This window comes from Alphaproteobacteria bacterium (assembly GCA_016870095.1).
GTDB lineage: Bacteria > Pseudomonadota > Alphaproteobacteria > Paracaedibacterales > VGCI01 > VGCI01.
On sequence record VGCI01000006.1, the window covers coordinates 62,571 to 77,380 of the forward strand.

General features: G+C 42.1%; 13 protein-coding genes. 6 read left to right on the forward strand and 7 right to left on the reverse strand.

Features of this window, described 5'->3' with window-relative positions; genetic code table 11:
• Positions 1-39: 39 nt before the first annotated feature.
• The 3 genes from FJX03_05825 to FJX03_05835 form a co-directional block, all read right to left on the reverse strand.
• Positions 40-549, reverse strand: a complete 510-nt coding sequence (locus FJX03_05825) for a hypothetical protein (protein ID MBM3633203.1) — start codon at positions 547-549, stop codon at positions 40-42.
• Between the two features lie 63 nt (positions 550-612).
• A complete protein-coding gene (gene mreC, locus FJX03_05830; GenBank protein MBM3633204.1) occupies positions 613-1,500 on the reverse strand; it encodes a rod shape-determining protein MreC in 888 nt (295 codons plus the stop codon).
• Between the two features lie 288 nt (positions 1,501-1,788).
• Complete coding sequence (locus FJX03_05835) at positions 1,789-2,829, reverse strand: rod shape-determining protein (GenBank protein MBM3633205.1); 1,041 nt, start codon at positions 2,827-2,829, stop codon at positions 1,789-1,791.
• A 311-nt stretch (positions 2,830-3,140) separates the two neighbouring features.
• Between FJX03_05835 and FJX03_05840 the strand changes: the two genes are divergently transcribed.
• The 4 genes from FJX03_05840 (at position 3,141) to FJX03_05855 (ending at position 8,172) form a co-directional block, all read left to right on the forward strand.
• Positions 3,141-3,740 carry a superoxide dismutase gene (locus FJX03_05840; GenBank protein MBM3633206.1) on the forward strand — a complete coding sequence of 200 codons (600 nt, stop codon included), beginning with the start codon at positions 3,141-3,143 and terminating at the stop codon, positions 3,738-3,740.
• A 52-nt stretch (positions 3,741-3,792) separates the two neighbouring features.
• Positions 3,793-5,418, forward strand: a complete 1,626-nt coding sequence (locus FJX03_05845; GenBank protein ID MBM3633207.1) for a hypothetical protein — start codon at positions 3,793-3,795, stop codon at positions 5,416-5,418.
• Between the two features lie 284 nt (positions 5,419-5,702).
• Positions 5,703-7,010, forward strand: a complete 1,308-nt coding sequence (locus tag FJX03_05850; GenBank protein MBM3633208.1) for an amino acid permease — start codon at positions 5,703-5,705, stop codon at positions 7,008-7,010.
• Between the two features lie 97 nt (positions 7,011-7,107).
• Positions 7,108-8,172, forward strand: coding sequence for a hypothetical protein (locus FJX03_05855; GenBank protein ID MBM3633209.1), 1,065 nt, complete (start codon positions 7,108-7,110; stop codon positions 8,170-8,172).
• Between the two features lie 13 nt (positions 8,173-8,185).
• Here FJX03_05855 and rbfA read toward each other — a convergent pair whose 3' ends face one another.
• The 4 genes from rbfA to FJX03_05875 form a co-directional block, all read right to left on the reverse strand.
• Positions 8,186-8,650 (reverse strand): 30S ribosome-binding factor RbfA, encoded by a 465-nt coding sequence (rbfA, locus tag FJX03_05860; GenBank protein MBM3633210.1) that lies wholly within the window; start codon positions 8,648-8,650, stop codon positions 8,186-8,188.
• Positions 8,586-11,147, reverse strand: a complete 2,562-nt coding sequence (gene infB / locus FJX03_05865; protein ID MBM3633211.1) for a translation initiation factor IF-2 — start codon at positions 11,145-11,147, stop codon at positions 8,586-8,588. Before infB ends, rbfA begins: the two co-directional genes overlap by 65 nt.
• A 25-nt stretch (positions 11,148-11,172) precedes the next feature.
• Positions 11,173-12,690 carry a transcription termination/antitermination protein NusA gene (gene nusA, locus FJX03_05870; GenBank protein MBM3633212.1) on the reverse strand — a complete coding sequence of 506 codons (1,518 nt, stop codon included), beginning with the start codon at positions 12,688-12,690 and terminating at the stop codon, positions 11,173-11,175.
• Between the two features lie 67 nt (positions 12,691-12,757).
• Positions 12,758-13,363: a ribosome maturation factor RimP gene (locus FJX03_05875; GenBank protein ID MBM3633213.1), complete on the reverse strand. Its 606-nt coding sequence runs from the start codon at positions 13,361-13,363 to the stop codon at positions 12,758-12,760.
• Between the two features lie 38 nt (positions 13,364-13,401).
• Here FJX03_05875 and FJX03_05880 point away from each other — a divergent pair, with 38 nt between their 5' ends.
• Both FJX03_05880 and FJX03_05885 read left to right on the forward strand, forming a co-directional pair.
• Positions 13,402-14,175 carry an enoyl-CoA hydratase gene (locus FJX03_05880; protein MBM3633214.1) on the forward strand — a complete coding sequence of 258 codons (774 nt, stop codon included), beginning with the start codon at positions 13,402-13,404 and terminating at the stop codon, positions 14,173-14,175.
• Positions 14,176-14,185: 10 nt separating this feature from the next.
• Positions 14,186-14,794, forward strand: a complete 609-nt coding sequence (locus tag FJX03_05885; GenBank protein MBM3633215.1) for a GNAT family N-acetyltransferase — start codon at positions 14,186-14,188, stop codon at positions 14,792-14,794.
• The last annotated feature ends 16 nt before the right edge of the window (positions 14,795-14,810 follow it).

Consider the following 14,810-nt stretch of genomic DNA (forward strand, 5'->3'; position numbering starts at 1 on the left):
AGATCCTTCGTCATATAGCATTCATGCGATTTGGCATAATTATGTGGGAAAGCGTTTCATAACAAATCGATTGATGGTCCAAACTGTAGGAGGGTAAAGACCTATAGTGAGTAACATACCTGGAATGAGGGGTAAAATGCCTGTCCATTCATGTTTTACAAACGATATGAGAATTGCGTATATAAAAGCATCAACGACCACAAGTAGCCCAAACCCTGCCCAGATCCAGTGGAATCTTTGGTGATATAAGATTCGCTTTTGGGTCATGACAAGCATATAGGCAATAAGCAATCGTAAGGCTGAAAATCCAAGTGGGTAGGCATAAATTCCATCAAGAATTAAACTTATTAAAACCAATTGCTCAACAGGAAGTAAGTCTGATCGATAGAAAGACCAATAGTAAAGAATAATAAGAAGCGGTGTGGGATAAATTCCTATTTTTTGCCAAATGGGAAGAATCGTTAAACATAAAACCGAAAGCAGAAAGCAAAAAACAAGTAAGCGACGCTTCCACGTTTGCCAAAGCAATGATTCTTCATTAAATATCATAAAACTAAATCCAGAGTTTATAAAAGAAGGAAAATTTATTTCTCAATTCTGTCATAAGGAAATTCAAAGGCCAAGAAGAATTGTCACAAAAGAAGGTGTATCTTTGACGAAGGGACGGGCTTTTATAATATCACTTGTAACATGAGTGATGACAGCGACAGGAAGCCCCCGAGGAAAAATTCCCCCGTAGCCAGAAGTGATTAAGCGATCACCAACTTTGACTTTAACCTTAGCGCTCTTTTCAAGATGGATGAGTTGTAATTCAGGCCCATTCTGACCCGCAACAATGCCATGATCTTGAGTTGACTCCACTTCAACAGGAATGCGAGATGATAAATCTGTCAATGGCATAACACGAGCTGAGAGTGTTGAAAATCCTCCAACCTCACTGATTCTTCCCACCACACCTTCGGCCGTAATTACGGCTTGATCTTTGGTAATGCCTTCGCCAGCTTGGATGGTTAGCATTGTATTCATGCCATCACTAATTCGTCCAATAACTCGGGCAGAAATACGCTCAATTTTGGGGTCGGGAATAGCTTTGGCAAGTTGTTGAAGTTGTTGCTGGTCTAGAGTTTGCTGGCGTAATGTTTGTATGAGCGTCAGATATCGTTCATTTTCTTCCCGTAAAACTGTCACTTCCGTCCGTAGACTGTGGTGTGTACGCAAAACATCACTCCACGACGTAAGGGCTGTAAACGGTTGGCTGATAACATCAATAAGAGGTGCCGTAATATCCAAGAGCGCCGTGTTTAAATGTTGAACGGCCTTATTGTCCCGAATAGATAAAGTAAAAATGATTAGAGCACCTGCTAGAAAAGTAAAAAGTCCCAAAGGATAAGACGGTTGGCTTAAAGAAAGACGGTTAAGAAAAGTCGGATAGAGTGTAGATCTTGAGGGCTGCCGTTTCAGCGCTAGCGTTTTTAGTCCGGAAGGTGCAAATTTAGTCATAAAAAAATACACCTCTTGGTTAAACGAAGGTTTTTAGTGAGTTCTTTCGAATTGAATAACTTAAGCCATTCGCATGGGAAGAACTGCCCTTATAATAACGGACTCCCGGCTGACTTTAAAGAGTCTTTTTAAGAATAATTAAAGAATCTTAGTTGCATTTATTTGTGACATAACACCGCAAGAACTTTAGAGGGAGATGCGATGACCTTATTTTCTAACACATCAGCAAATTAAGAAAATTATGATTACAATTCCTGAAAATGCCAAAGCTTACATTATTCACAATTTCTAATACATACTTACCAAAACGTTTTGTAGGGTTTTAATTTCTTCTAAGGCATGTCCAGTGCCTTGAACAACGCATGTAAGAGGATTTTCTGCTACAAAAACCGGTAAACCTGTTGCCTGAGACAACACATTATCAAGATTTTTGAGTTGCGACGCTCCCCCTGTCATGACAATGCCACGATCCACAATATCAGCCGAAAGTTCCGGGGCGGTATTTTCCAGAGCAGTTTTAACCCCATGGATAATAGCGGCAACCACCTCAGTCATGCTTTCAGCAATTTGTTTTTGATTAATCTCAACTTCTTGGGGAACGCCATTAATTAAGCTGCGACCCTTGATACACATTTTGATTTCCTGGCTATTGGCACATATGACTGCGGATCCAATTTCCTTCTTTATTTTTTCAGCGGTGCTTTCTCCAATCAGAAGGTTATGAGTACGGCGGATATAGTTGATAATGGCTTCATCCATTTTGTCACCCCCTACGCGCACGGAACAAGCATAAACGATGCCCCCTAAGGATAATATAGCAACTTCTGTTGTGCCGCCCCCAATGTCTACAACCATGGATCCTGTCGGTTCTGTAACCGGCAAGCCAGCCCCAATGGCAGCAGCCATCGGTTCTTCAATCAAAAAAACACGACGACCGCCCGCACTTTCTGCAGACTCTTGAATGGCTCGTCGCTCCACGGCCGTTGAACCAGAAGGAACACAAATAATAATTTGGGGTGCTGCAAAACTACGTCTATTATGGACTTTACGTATAAAGTGTTTAATCATTTCCTCAGCGACTTCAAAGTCTGCAATCACGCCATCCCGCAAAGGGCGAATAGCTTGGATGCCGCCGGGTGTACGTCCCACCATAAGTTTGGCTTCTTCACCAACTGCTAGAACTTGCCTTTTTCCTTTGTTCATTGAAATCGCAACCACAGAAGGTTCATTTAGAACAACACCTCGACCTTTGACATAAACCAAAGTATTGGCAGTACCCAAGTCAATCGCCATATCAGCTGAAAAACTTCCCAAAAATCGTGACAGTATTCTCACTTTTGAAATCCTTCTATTCCCATGTTCATTTGTATATAGTTTTACGAGGAATAGGGGGCTGACCGCAAGTGTTTTGTCAGAAAAAGTATAGGGACTTATTCTAAATTTTTTCTCGAAATTTAAGGTCTTATCGATAGGAGGTCTCTTTAAGGAGAGGCAGGGAGAGTCCCTCGGGCAGCAACTTCATAATTTTTAAAAAGAATCATGTCAATAAGAGGTTCGAAATTCATCTTGACGAGGGGGATAATTTAACGTTAGCTCAGTTCTACAATTAAGTGCCCAAGATGAAATAAAGGAGAAAATTTATGACACACACACTTCCTAACTTACCTTATGATATCAATGCGTTAGAGCCACACATTTCCGCACAAACTTTGACTTTTCATCATGGGAAACACCACCAAACGTATGTTACAAATCTCAATAATTTGATTCAAAATACGGAATTTCAAGATAAATCTCTAGAAGAGATTATTTTTGCGACGGCGACGATACCTGAAAAGGCAGGCATTTTTAATAATGCAGCCCAAGTTTGGAATCATACGTTTTTTTGGAATTGTATGAAGCCTAGGGGCGGTGGACAGCCAACAGGTGAGTTGAAAATGCTTATTGAAAAAACTTTTGGATCCTATGAAACTTTTGCTGCTGAATTTAAACAAGCTGCTATAACACAATTTGGCAGTGGCTGGGCATGGTTGGTTGTTGAGAAGGGTAATTTGCGGATTATGAAAACCGCCAATGCTGATCTTCCTATGGTTCATGGGGCAACAGCTTTATTAACTTGTGATGTTTGGGAACATGCCTATTACCTTGATTATCAAAATCGCCGTCCAGATTATGTGGATACTTTTTTGACACATCTTGTAAATTGGGATTTTGTGGCGAGCCATTTGAATGCAAACTAATTTAATAAAATTATTCTGTATTCTGCCTTAAAAAATGAGAAGTAAAATAATCATGCACTCACAAAATTTAAAAGTAAGTCTTTGTGTGGGGTTGTTTTTCGTGGTGAATTTTGGGCCTACAATACTTCCGATTTGGGGGCAAGATCCAAAGATAGACATTGGGGAGATCGGTTCGGAAAGCCATTCGCAAACAACGTCAAGCCAGTTGGATGTTTCTCTTATTTCTGATTCGCGTGGGTCAATTTTAAGTTTTGATTGGGGCAAAAAAAAGCCAGCTCTGGCTGTTGTAAAAGAGTCTGTATGCCTTAAAAATGGAAAGTGGTGGATTGTTTTTGATGAGGGCGCCATACCGACACTTCCCGATTTGAATGAATACCCGATTACGGCAATTAAAAGCATTCAGATTATTCCCGTAAAAGATGCTGTCGTCTTACAAATCACAACAGATCCTGAATTTATGCCTGACATTGAAAAAGAAGGGGATAAGTGGCAAATCATTTTTAAACCACAACCCATAACGCTGAAGCATGAAGTGATTTTACAGTTTCCTCACTCTAAAGAGGAGGGATTCGTTGTTGAGTTAGAAAACTCAGGGAAGGAAGTTCGGTTTATCGATTCTACGACGGGGTATATTAACGTTATATTTCCAACCCTAAGAGTGGGCTTGGGAAGAGAGAAACATCAAACTTTTCCCGAATTTCATCTTTTAAGTTCGGCTCAAGGTATTGGTTTTCAGCTGGTAAAGGAGGATATGGCGCTCCAGGTCTCCTCTCATGCAATCAAGCTCTCCCATCCAGATGGTTTAGCAATTTCAGCTTCTGAAGACAGAGATCGGGTCCGTCCCGCAGTTGAATCTATCGGATTTTTTACAGATGCCCAAGATCTGGATTGGGTTGCGCGATGCCAAAAGATAAATGAAGAACTATTGGATTTACCCCACAGTCAACATGGTCCCGGTGAATTAGAAATAGCTTGGCTATTGTTGAGTTATGGTCGAATAGAAGAGGCAATGGGATATTTAGCTCATTTGGCCCAAGAGCGTCCTAGCATTACAGATTTGCCATTGTTCCACATGCTTCATGGCATGGGGAGTCTTCTTCTGAATCGCTTGTCAGAAGCTCAAACGCAATTATGGTCATTGCAAACTGAACCAGAAGCTCAAGTTTGGTTGTCGACGGTCAATGCTCTTCAACATTCTCATAACATTGCTATAAATTCTAAACGACTTCAAGAGCTTAGGGCTCGGTTTCAAGAAGCCAAACACCTGATTAAATCTTATCCAAAACCATTACGGCAACAATACGTGTCGATCGTTTTAATGGCGGGTATTGCGGTCCAGGACCTTGAAACTTTAAAAGCATTTCTTGAACAAGAATTAAGTCCTGAACATTCGAATCAACGAGAGGTTTATGAGCTCGCTCGAGCCAGAGTTTTGATGAGTCAGATAAAACCAGAAGCTGCCATGCAAATTTTGGGCGAATTGATGGAAAAAGCAACCTCTCCCCTAGTGCGGGCTATTGCTTGTTTTGATTATATATGTCATCGCTTGGAGACAAAATTAATGAAGCCAGAAGATGCGCTTTCACAATTAGAAGCTATTCGTCTCCAATGGCATGGAGGTTGGTTAGATCGTCAAATAGAAGCGTATCTTGTAAAGTGGCGAGCTCAGAAAAATTAAGACCCTCATTTGCCATTAAAATATTCCTTGACATTTTATTCTTGAATATTCATATCTTTAATTCAAAATCAATTGATGCGGATAAAAAAATGATAGGGCCTTCAAGCCATAAAAATAAAGAATTCCTCCTCTCTGTTATAGGGCGGACCATCTTTATTATGATTCCATCTAAATCCCTCAAGCGCAGCTAGCGCTATATTTTATTTTTTCATTAACACAATTTAGGTTAATTATTTTCCCCCTTCCCGGGAGATATTGTTATATATTTTTATTAGGAGATACTGATGTCGACAAGACACAAAGCTGACAAAATTGGCCTTTGGCCATTGACCTCTCTCGTTACAGGGAATTTGGTTGGATCTGGCGTTTATTTATTGCCGGCTACCTTAGCAATATATGGGACAATTAGTATATTTGGATGGATAGCCGCTTCATTGGGTGCGATCCTACTTTCCCTAGTTTTTGCTGATTTGAGCTCTCAGGAAACCAAAACGGGTGGTCCTTATCTTTATGCTCGGGAAGCTTTTGGAGACACGGTAGGCTATTACATTTGTTGGGGATATTGGTTTTTGACATGGATTAGCAATCCGGCTTTAGCCATTGGTGCTGTAGGCTATATCTCTGTTATTAGCGGGGGTTTGAGTTCTTTAACACACTTCATCCTTGAGGTTTGTATTGTTATCAGCCTGACAATTTTTAACCTCCTGGGTTTAAAGGTAACGGGACGTGCAGAACTATTCATTACGATTTTGAAGGTTATTCCCCTTTTGTTATTGCCCATTATTGGTCTTTGTTTCATAGATATTTCTACATTTTCTCATCATATCAATGTATCAGATAAATCATTTGGTGCTGCCCTCAATGCCGCAACTTTGGCAGCTTTGTGGTGTTTTGTGGGGCTTGAGACGGGAACAGTTCCGGCGGGTCAAGTTCATCAAGCCTCTCGTACAGTTCCTCAAGCAACTATTTTAGGAACTATCATTGCAGCAATCATCTATGTTTTGGGTGCTGTAGTTATTATGGGCGTTGTTTCGCCGGCAGATCTTTTGCAGTCAAAGGCACCATATGCAGATGCTGCGCAGCGCATCTTTGGTGGAGCTTGGGGTATGCCAGTGGCTTTGGCCGCAGTTATATCTTGTTTAGGGACGCTAAATGGTTTCTTAATTATTGTGGGACGTATTCCTTATGGGGCAGCGGAAGATGGGTTGTTTCCGAAATTTTTTACACAGACAACTCGTCATGGTACGCCTTATTGGGGGGTGTTGATTTCTTCACTTTGCTCTATTCCTATTTTGTTGCTGTCTTTGCAAAATACCTTAATGGAACAATTTAATTTCGTTATCGAAATCGCGGTAACATTGATTTTAATTGTTTATAGCGTCTGTGTGTTAGCCTATCTGAAGCTCTTGTTCCGCGATGGTAGAAACACATTTCCCAAAATTGCATTGGGTCTTGGAGCTCTTCTCTTTACCGGGTGGGCTATATGGGCAGCAAATTTTAAGATGGTATGTTTTTCATTGGTTATTCTTCTCTTGGGTATTCCGATGCGTTTGTGGATGACGCGGTCTCGGGCGAGTCTCAATCAAAATTGATTCTCCTTGTTTGTTCTGCTTTTTTGTCAGTGTATTGCATTGCATAATAAAATTATTCTAAAGTGAGCTAATAATTTTATAAAGAAGAAAGGCTAACATGAAACGCAATCTTTTCCTGAGTTCTTTTATAGCCCTTGCTTTTCTTTCTCTGTTTTTCTGGAAATCCCAGCGGGGAGAAATCGATTCATTTTCTCAAAAAGCCTCTCTATTTGCTGAACAGGGTAAGGTAACAGATTCTATTGTAAAATTGATGGGGCTGACGGGAATTCGCATAGAAGGAGACCCGATTCAAGCGGAAACTTCGTGGCCAGCACCACTCATATATCTTAAATCACGCAAATTAGATGATGTTGTTGCCGCGGTTCAGGGAAAAAGAGATCCTCGAATTTCATGGCTGGGCAATCCTAAAAAAGAGCGGTGGGAAGATGACAATACAAAGCCGGCTTTATCTCCAGCTCAGACTCAAGACATTATCAAAATATCTTTAGAGTCATTACGATTGGCCCCTCGGATTGATCCGGAAACTTCGGCTCATAATTCTCGGGGAATTTTGTTCTTAGGAGCAACATTGTCCCGAGTGCGTGATCGACTGGCATATTTAAATGATCAATATCGGTTACGCAAGTTGGCGCTGACTCTTCCCGTTTATATTTTAACAGGAGAAAGACCCCTTGATGAAAAGGTTGGAGAAACGGCTGCGAGCTTAACGAACTCGGACAATAAAATTATTCCTTTTCGTAAGGATTGGGTTTCATCTGGAAAGCCGGTAACTGATGAAGGGGAGATGATTAAGCTCGTATTTTCTCAGTCCCGCCATGAAGACCTTGAGATGAGTAACGTGTTTTATGTGTACTCCCCCAGAGGAAGAGAAAGAAGAGCGACAACAGAGAGTACCATTATCCAGTGGTTAAAGGAATTCCATCCTAAAGCGGGTCGATACGTTGCTATTTCTAATCAACCCTATATCTTTTATCAAGAAAGTGTTATTCGTCGTGTCCTTCTTCAAGCGGCTCGCGCAGATATTCAAGTGGACGTCATTGGGTCTGAAATAGAGCCTAAAGATAAGTCTCCTGATTTAGATACAGAGCAAGCTAAGAACCTGTTGAATAACATATCTCGTATTTTATATGAGCTGTTAGAAATAAAGAAAATTTGCAAATAAGGAATTTTGAGGTTTAAATTTTTTCCTTAAGAAGTTTTTCAATTCTTTGGGCTTCATCGAAGCTCTCATCAAGTCGGAATCGGAGAGTCGGAGTGAATTTTGACTTCAATTCTTTGCCAAGCTGATGTCGAATATATCCTGTTATCTCCTTAAGATAACTTATTGTTTCCACACGATATTGACCCCCTAAGGGCATAATGTAAACTGTGGCATTCTGCAAATCAGGCGACATTTGGACTTGCGTGATGGTCACGGAAGTTGGCAGTCCGGGTTCTGGAAACTCTGCACGTAAAAATAAAGTTGATAGAATATGACGCACTTCTTCACCAACTCGCAGTCGTCTATGGCTGGGGGCTTTGGGGGGGGTAAATAAACTATCTTTTTGTCGTGACGTCATTTTCCTGATTTTAGCCCTAAATTTGTCGGGCAATACTCTCGATTTCATAACATTCAAGGATGTCTTTTTCTTGAATGTCATTGTAATTTTCTAAAACAATTCCACACTCATAGGACTCTTTGACATCTTTCACTTCATCCTTAAAGCGCTTCAGAGACTTCAAGGAGCCTTCATGAATTACGACATTGTCGCGCAATAGTCTTATTTTCGCATCTCTTTTGACAAGGCCTTCAGTGACATAACATCCAGCAACTTTTCCAACTTTACTAATACTAAAGACTTGACGAATTTCAACAAAGCCTAAGAATTTCTCACGTAATGTGGGGGCAAGCATTCCGCTCATTATACCCTTCATATCGTCGATAACATCATAGATGATAGAGTAATAGCGAATCTCAACATTATCTCGTTTTGCTAATTCGCGGGCTTGTGGGTTCGTGCGGACGTTAAATCCTATGACAATTCCGTTGGAGGCTCTGGCTAAAGTGATGTCACTTTCATTAATGCCCCCTACACCGCCATGAAGAACCCGAATGCTGACTTCATTGGTAGAGAGTTTGCCGAGGCTAGCTTGAATAGCTTCTAAAGATCCTTGAACATCTGACTTAATAACAAGAGAGAGTTCTCGTACTTCTCCTGCGGCGATTTGAGTCATCATTTGTTCCATAGAATTTCGGGCGGAAGCCGCAGCTTTTGCATCTCTTTCCCGACGCTGACGGAATTCTGCAACTTCACGGGCACGGGCTTCTGTTTCGACAACAAAAAATTCATCTCCCGCGGAAGGAACGCCATTAAAGCCCAAAATTTCTGCAGGCATTGCTGGCGTAGCAAATTCAATTTTATGGCCGTGATCATTCACGAGTGCACGAACGCGCCCCCATTCTGTACCGGCAACAAAAATATCTCCAACTTTTAAAGTTCCACGTTGAATCAAGACTGTTGCAACTGTTCCTCGGCCCTTATCAATTTGAGCCTCAATAACGACACCCTCCGCAGATCGATTTGGATTTGATTTCAGATCCAAAACTTCTGCTTGGAGAAGAATTTTTTCTTCAAGAAGATCGAGATTTAACAATTTTTTTGCTGAGACTTCAACGGACAAGATATCTCCCCCAAATTCCTCGAGAACGACTTCATGCTGCAAGAGCTCAGATCGAACGCGGTCCGGGTTAGCATCGGGTTTATCCATCTTGTTAATAGCCACAACCATGGGAACTTGGGCAGCTTTGGCATGGTGAATAGCTTCAACAGTTTGTTCCATAATGCCATCATCAGCAGCAACTACGAGAATAACAATGTCAGTAACATTGGCACCCCGAGCACGCATCTCTGTAAAGGCAGCGTGACCAGGGGTATCGATAAACGTAATCTTTTGGCCGGACTTTAGGGTAACTTGATAGGCTCCGATATGCTGAGTAATACCTCCAGCTTCTCCACTTACCACATCCGTTTTACGTAAAGCATCCAGAAGAGAGGTTTTACCATGATCAACGTGGCCCATGACAGTGACAACAGGAGCCCGATGAACTAAGTCACCTCCTTCATCATCTGCGCCTCGAAGCCCTTGTTCAATATCAGCTTCTGAGATGCGTTTAAATTTATGTCCAAACTCACTACAAAGTAATTCCGCAGTGTCTGCATCAATGGGTTGGTTAATCGTGACCATCATTCCCAATTTCATCAAGGACTTGATGACATCAGCTCCTCGCACAGCCATTCGGTTTGCAAGTTCTCCCACATTAATAATGTCGGGAATGATAACTTCTCGAACAACTTTCAGCTGTTCGGTTTGTTCCATGCTTTGTTTTTGCTTTTGACGGGCGCGCCTTAAGGATGCCAGAGATCTGCCTCTGCTTTCTTCTTCTCCAGATAAAGCACGTGTTATGGTTTGTCGATTCAATTTACGAGGTTGCTCGAATTCCTTTTTTGCAACAGGGGCTTCGATCTTCTTTGCAGGAATACGGGTACCTGCTTTTCGACGATTTCCTCCGTCTTCATCTTCCTCATCATCGCTCACTTTTGAAGCAATTGGGGTATGAGGGCGTCCATCTGTATGGGTATCTGGCTTATTGGGCAAAGCGTCAGGTGTCATAAGAATCGGTTCAGGAGTTGATTCTGATGGCGAGGAAGCTTGTTTAGTATCTTTTCGCGTACGTTCTTCCTGCTGACGGTCTTTCAACTCATCCATTTGACGTCGCCATTCGGCTTCTTCAGCTTCCCGCCGCGTTCTTTCTTCCGTTTCCATGGCACCCACTTTTAGGGCATCTTGAACAACTTTTAGACGATTGATAAGTTCTTCTTCTGTTAAATGTTTCCCGGTAGGAGTTGTGTTTTTTAAAACTTCCTCAGCAGGCGACTCTTGAGCAGCTTGGACTTGAGGAGTTTCGATGGGCTTCTCTTCCACAACTTCGCCAGGCATAGGGACGCGTTTGCGCTTAACCTCTACAGCAACTGTCTTTGATCGACCATGAGAAAAGCTCTGTCGAACTTGATCAGACTCAACGACCTTTTTTACATCTAGTTTTTTACTTAAGGTCAGGGTTTTCTTTTTTTCTCCCTGATCGGTCGCTTTACTCATACTATTACTCACCTAAACATTCATGTTAATCAGATTGCGAATCTTTTTCATCTTCAAACCAATGGGACCGTGCTGCCATAATCATTTCATTTGCTTTTGCGAGGGGAAGATTCGACTTACCAACAATATCGACTAGCTCATCTCCTGCAAGATCTGCAAAATCATCTAAGGATTTTACGCCACTTTTAACTAACTTTAACAACATTTCAGAGGTTAAGCCATCAATATCCATGACTTCTTTGGATAAACCCAACTCTTTGCATTCTTCAAGAACTTTTACATCTCGTTGATCTAAATAAGTGAGGGCGCGACTTTGTAATTCTTGACTGATTTCTTCATCAAATCCCTCAATATTAGCGAACTCAGTGATGGGAACATAGGCAATTTCTTCAATAGTTGCAAAACCTTCTGATGCTAACAATTGACCAATCATTTCATCGACATCTAACGTTTCCATAAACAATTTCGTCCGATTTGCATGCTCTTCTGTGCGACGCGTTGTTTCTTCAGCTTCCGTGAGAATATCAATATTCCACCCGGTTAATTGAGACCCTAGGCGCACGTTTTGTCCACGACGGCCTATGGCGAGACTTAATTGTTCTTCTTCAACGACAACATCTACACGGTGGTTTTCTTCATCCAAAACAACCTTTATGATTTCTGCGGGGGCCAAAGCATTGACCACAAAAGTAGCTGGATTGCTAGACCAAGGAATAATATCGACTTTTTCTCCTTGGAGTTCGGATACGACAGCTTGTACACGACTTCCCCGCATACCTACACAAGCGCCGACGGGGTCAATGCTTGGGTCTGTGGTATAAACAGCAAGTTTTGCACGACTACCAGGGTCACGCGCAACAGCCTTAACTTCAATAATACCATCATAGATTTCAGGCACTTCTTGTTCGAACAGCTTCATCATGAATTGAGGATGGGTTCGGGACAAGAAAATCATAGGGCCTCTGGCTTCAGGACGCACATCTGCAATATAAACGCGAATACGATCACCAACGCGAAATGTCTCGCGCGGGATAGTGTCCTCACGTCGCAAGATGGCTTCCGTGCGGCCGAGATCCATCACAACATTGCCAAATTCTACGCGCTTAACCAAACCACTGATGATTTGACCAATGCGATCTTTATACTCAATATATTGCTGGGCACGTTCTGCATCGCGAACTTTTTGGAAGATAACTTGACGAGCGCTCTGGGCTGCTACACGACCGAATTCAATCGGAGGTAACATTTCTGTAAGAACATCGCCCACTTTGATTTTTGAATCTCGTTCTTTAGCTTCTGATAACAAAATTTCTGTCAACGGCTCTTGGACTTCATCCACAACCGTGAGGCATTTTTGAATATCAACTTCTCCCGTTGTGCGATCGATCACAGCCCGAATATCTCGATCCATACCATATTTTGCTTTTGCAGCTTTTTGAATGGCTTGTTCCATAGCGGCAATGACATCTTCCCGTTCGATTCCCTTTTCCCGGGCAACAGTTTCGGCGACGAGAAGAAGCTCATGACGAGGCTGATTGCTCATGTTCACTTCTGAAGATCTAAATTTTTGACTGGACACGATTTTAATCCTCTACGTAATCTTTATTTCACTATAATACTTTAAAGTCTATAAAAAGTCGTGCCGCCCGAATATTTTCCATCTCAATGGTTATGGGGGGTGACGTCTCTTCGGCGGCTTCTAATAAATCCAGAGTAATTCCATTCTCGCCGGCAGAAGTCAAGCGTCCCTGAAACCGCTTGCGCCCCTGAATAGGGTGATGGGTCGTGACAAGAACCATTTCCCCACAAAACCGTTGATAATCCTTAAGTTTAACTAAAGGCCGTTCCAGCCCCGGAGATGACACTTCTAATGTATAGGGGTCTTTGAGGGGATCTTGAACATCCAAAAGGACAGAAACAAGGCGACTTACGGTTGTGCAATCGTCGACTGTGATGGCGACCTCGTCTATACGCTCGATCATTATTTGTAAAACTTTCCGAATTCCTCCTGAAAGTTGAACACGTACGAGTGTATAGCCACGAGCTTGAAGAGGCTCTTCAATAATATTTTCAATACGTTTCAGTAAGTCCACGATCTTATTTATCCTTCTATTCCCAGTGGTTGGGGAAATAATAAAGGATATATGATCTTTAATCCCCAACGGAGAACTTGAACAAAATGTAGGTACTTTACGCCGAAAATTCAAGTGATTTATTAAAAAAAATCATTTACGCTAGTAAAAACGGGGGTATTATGTCAGAAAATTTCATTCTCCAAGACATTCAAGATCGTGTTGCCATCATTACCATGAACCGACCAGAAGCCCTTAACGCTTTGTGTCGAGAGCTTATGTCGCAACTTAAGCAGGCTTTAAATCAAGCTGAAAGTGATCCCAATATTGGGGCCATTGTCTTGGGGGGTACTGAAAAAGCTTTTGCAGCGGGCGCTGATATTCGGGAAATGAAAGATCTTTCCTTTGCCCAAATTTATTCAAATGACTTTATTGCCCTTTGGGAACATATTGCGAAGCTTCGAAAGCCTATCATTGCCGCCGTGTCGGGGTATGCATTGGGAGGGGGATGTGAGTTGGCCATGATGTGCGACATCATCTTAGCGGCGGACACCGCCCAATTTGGCCAACCAGAAATCACGCTGGGTACAATTCCGGGTGCTGGGGGGACACAACGTCTTACGCGTCTTATTGGTAAAATGAAATCCATGGAGATGTGTTTGACCGGCAGATTGATGGATGCTGCAGAGGCGCAACAGTGCGGTCTTGTGACTCGTGTCGTCCCAACGACGCATTTGAAAGAGGAGGCTCTAATTTTGGCTCAAAAAATTGCTTCTTTTTCTCAACCCGTTGTGCAGATGGTCAAGGAAGCGGTTCGAGCAGCTGAAAACTTGCCTCTGGATCAAGGTATCCGTTTTGAGAGACTTCTGTTTCACTCAACCTTTGCCCTAAGAGATCGACAAGAAGGTATGGCGGCTTTCTTAGACAAACGCAAAGCTATTTTTAAACACGAATGAAGAAGAAAATATGACATTTCGTATCGAAGTTTTTAGGGGCACTGAAACTGCTCCTTATATTCGGGCTCTTGCAGATATGCGCTTGGAAACATTTTATGAATTTCCTTATTTGTATGTGGGTAAACTCGAAGATGAGTTGGCTTATACTCAATTATATACCTTAACACCCCATGGGATTTTGGTCATTGCCTTTGAGGGAGAAACGATTGTGGGTCTTTATTCTGGCTTACCGCTAGATACCCCAGGATCTATGATGAAAGTTTGGTCCGATAAATTGAAGGAAGAAGGTATTATCCTTGAAAATTGCTTTTATGCCGGAGAACTTATCGTTAAGCCAGCTTTTCAAAATAAGGGGATTGGGTCACAGTTGATGAAGCGCCTTCTTCGCGAAGTTGATGAAAGGGGATTTAGAGAAATTATGGGTGTTACGGCCATTCGCCCTTTGAATCACCCTCTTCGTCCCCAAAAATATTTTGATACGGATACCATTTGGGGTAAATATGGTCTTGTTAAAAGCTCTATTATTTTGACAGGTGCTTGGTTGACACGCCAGTCTGATGGGACCGCCAAAGTCGAAGACAATCAACTCGCTTGTTGGCTGAGAAAGAAACCAAGCTAGGTTTTTAGGGCCGAAT

Excerpts from the sequence above, each read along its gene's own strand:
- mreC (MBM3633204.1), bottom strand. The coding sequence starts at position 1,500 with ATGACTAAATTTGCACCTTCCGGACTAAAAACGCTAGCGCTGAAACGG.
- FJX03_05825 (MBM3633203.1), bottom strand. The coding sequence starts at position 549 with ATGATATTTAATGAAGAATCATTGCTTTGGCAAACGTGGAAGCGTCGC.
- FJX03_05855 (MBM3633209.1), top strand. The coding sequence starts at position 7,108 with ATGAAACGCAATCTTTTCCTGAGTTCTTTTATAGCCCTTGCTTTTCTT.
- rbfA (MBM3633210.1), bottom strand. The coding sequence starts at position 8,650 with ATGACATTCAAGAAAAAGACATCCTTGAATGTTATGAAATCGAGAGTA.
- FJX03_05850 (MBM3633208.1), top strand. The coding sequence starts at position 5,703 with ATGTCGACAAGACACAAAGCTGACAAAATTGGCCTTTGGCCATTGACC.
- FJX03_05845 (MBM3633207.1), top strand. The coding sequence starts at position 3,793 with ATGCACTCACAAAATTTAAAAGTAAGTCTTTGTGTGGGGTTGTTTTTC.
- FJX03_05885 (MBM3633215.1), top strand. The coding sequence starts at position 14,186 with ATGACATTTCGTATCGAAGTTTTTAGGGGCACTGAAACTGCTCCTTAT.
- nusA (MBM3633212.1), bottom strand. The coding sequence starts at position 12,690 with ATGAGCAATCAGCCTCGTCATGAGCTTCTTCTCGTCGCCGAAACTGTT.
- FJX03_05880 (MBM3633214.1), top strand. The coding sequence starts at position 13,402 with ATGTCAGAAAATTTCATTCTCCAAGACATTCAAGATCGTGTTGCCATC.
- FJX03_05840 (MBM3633206.1), top strand. The coding sequence starts at position 3,141 with ATGACACACACACTTCCTAACTTACCTTATGATATCAATGCGTTAGAG.
- infB (MBM3633211.1), bottom strand. The coding sequence starts at position 11,147 with ATGAGTAAAGCGACCGATCAGGGAGAAAAAAAGAAAACCCTGACCTTA.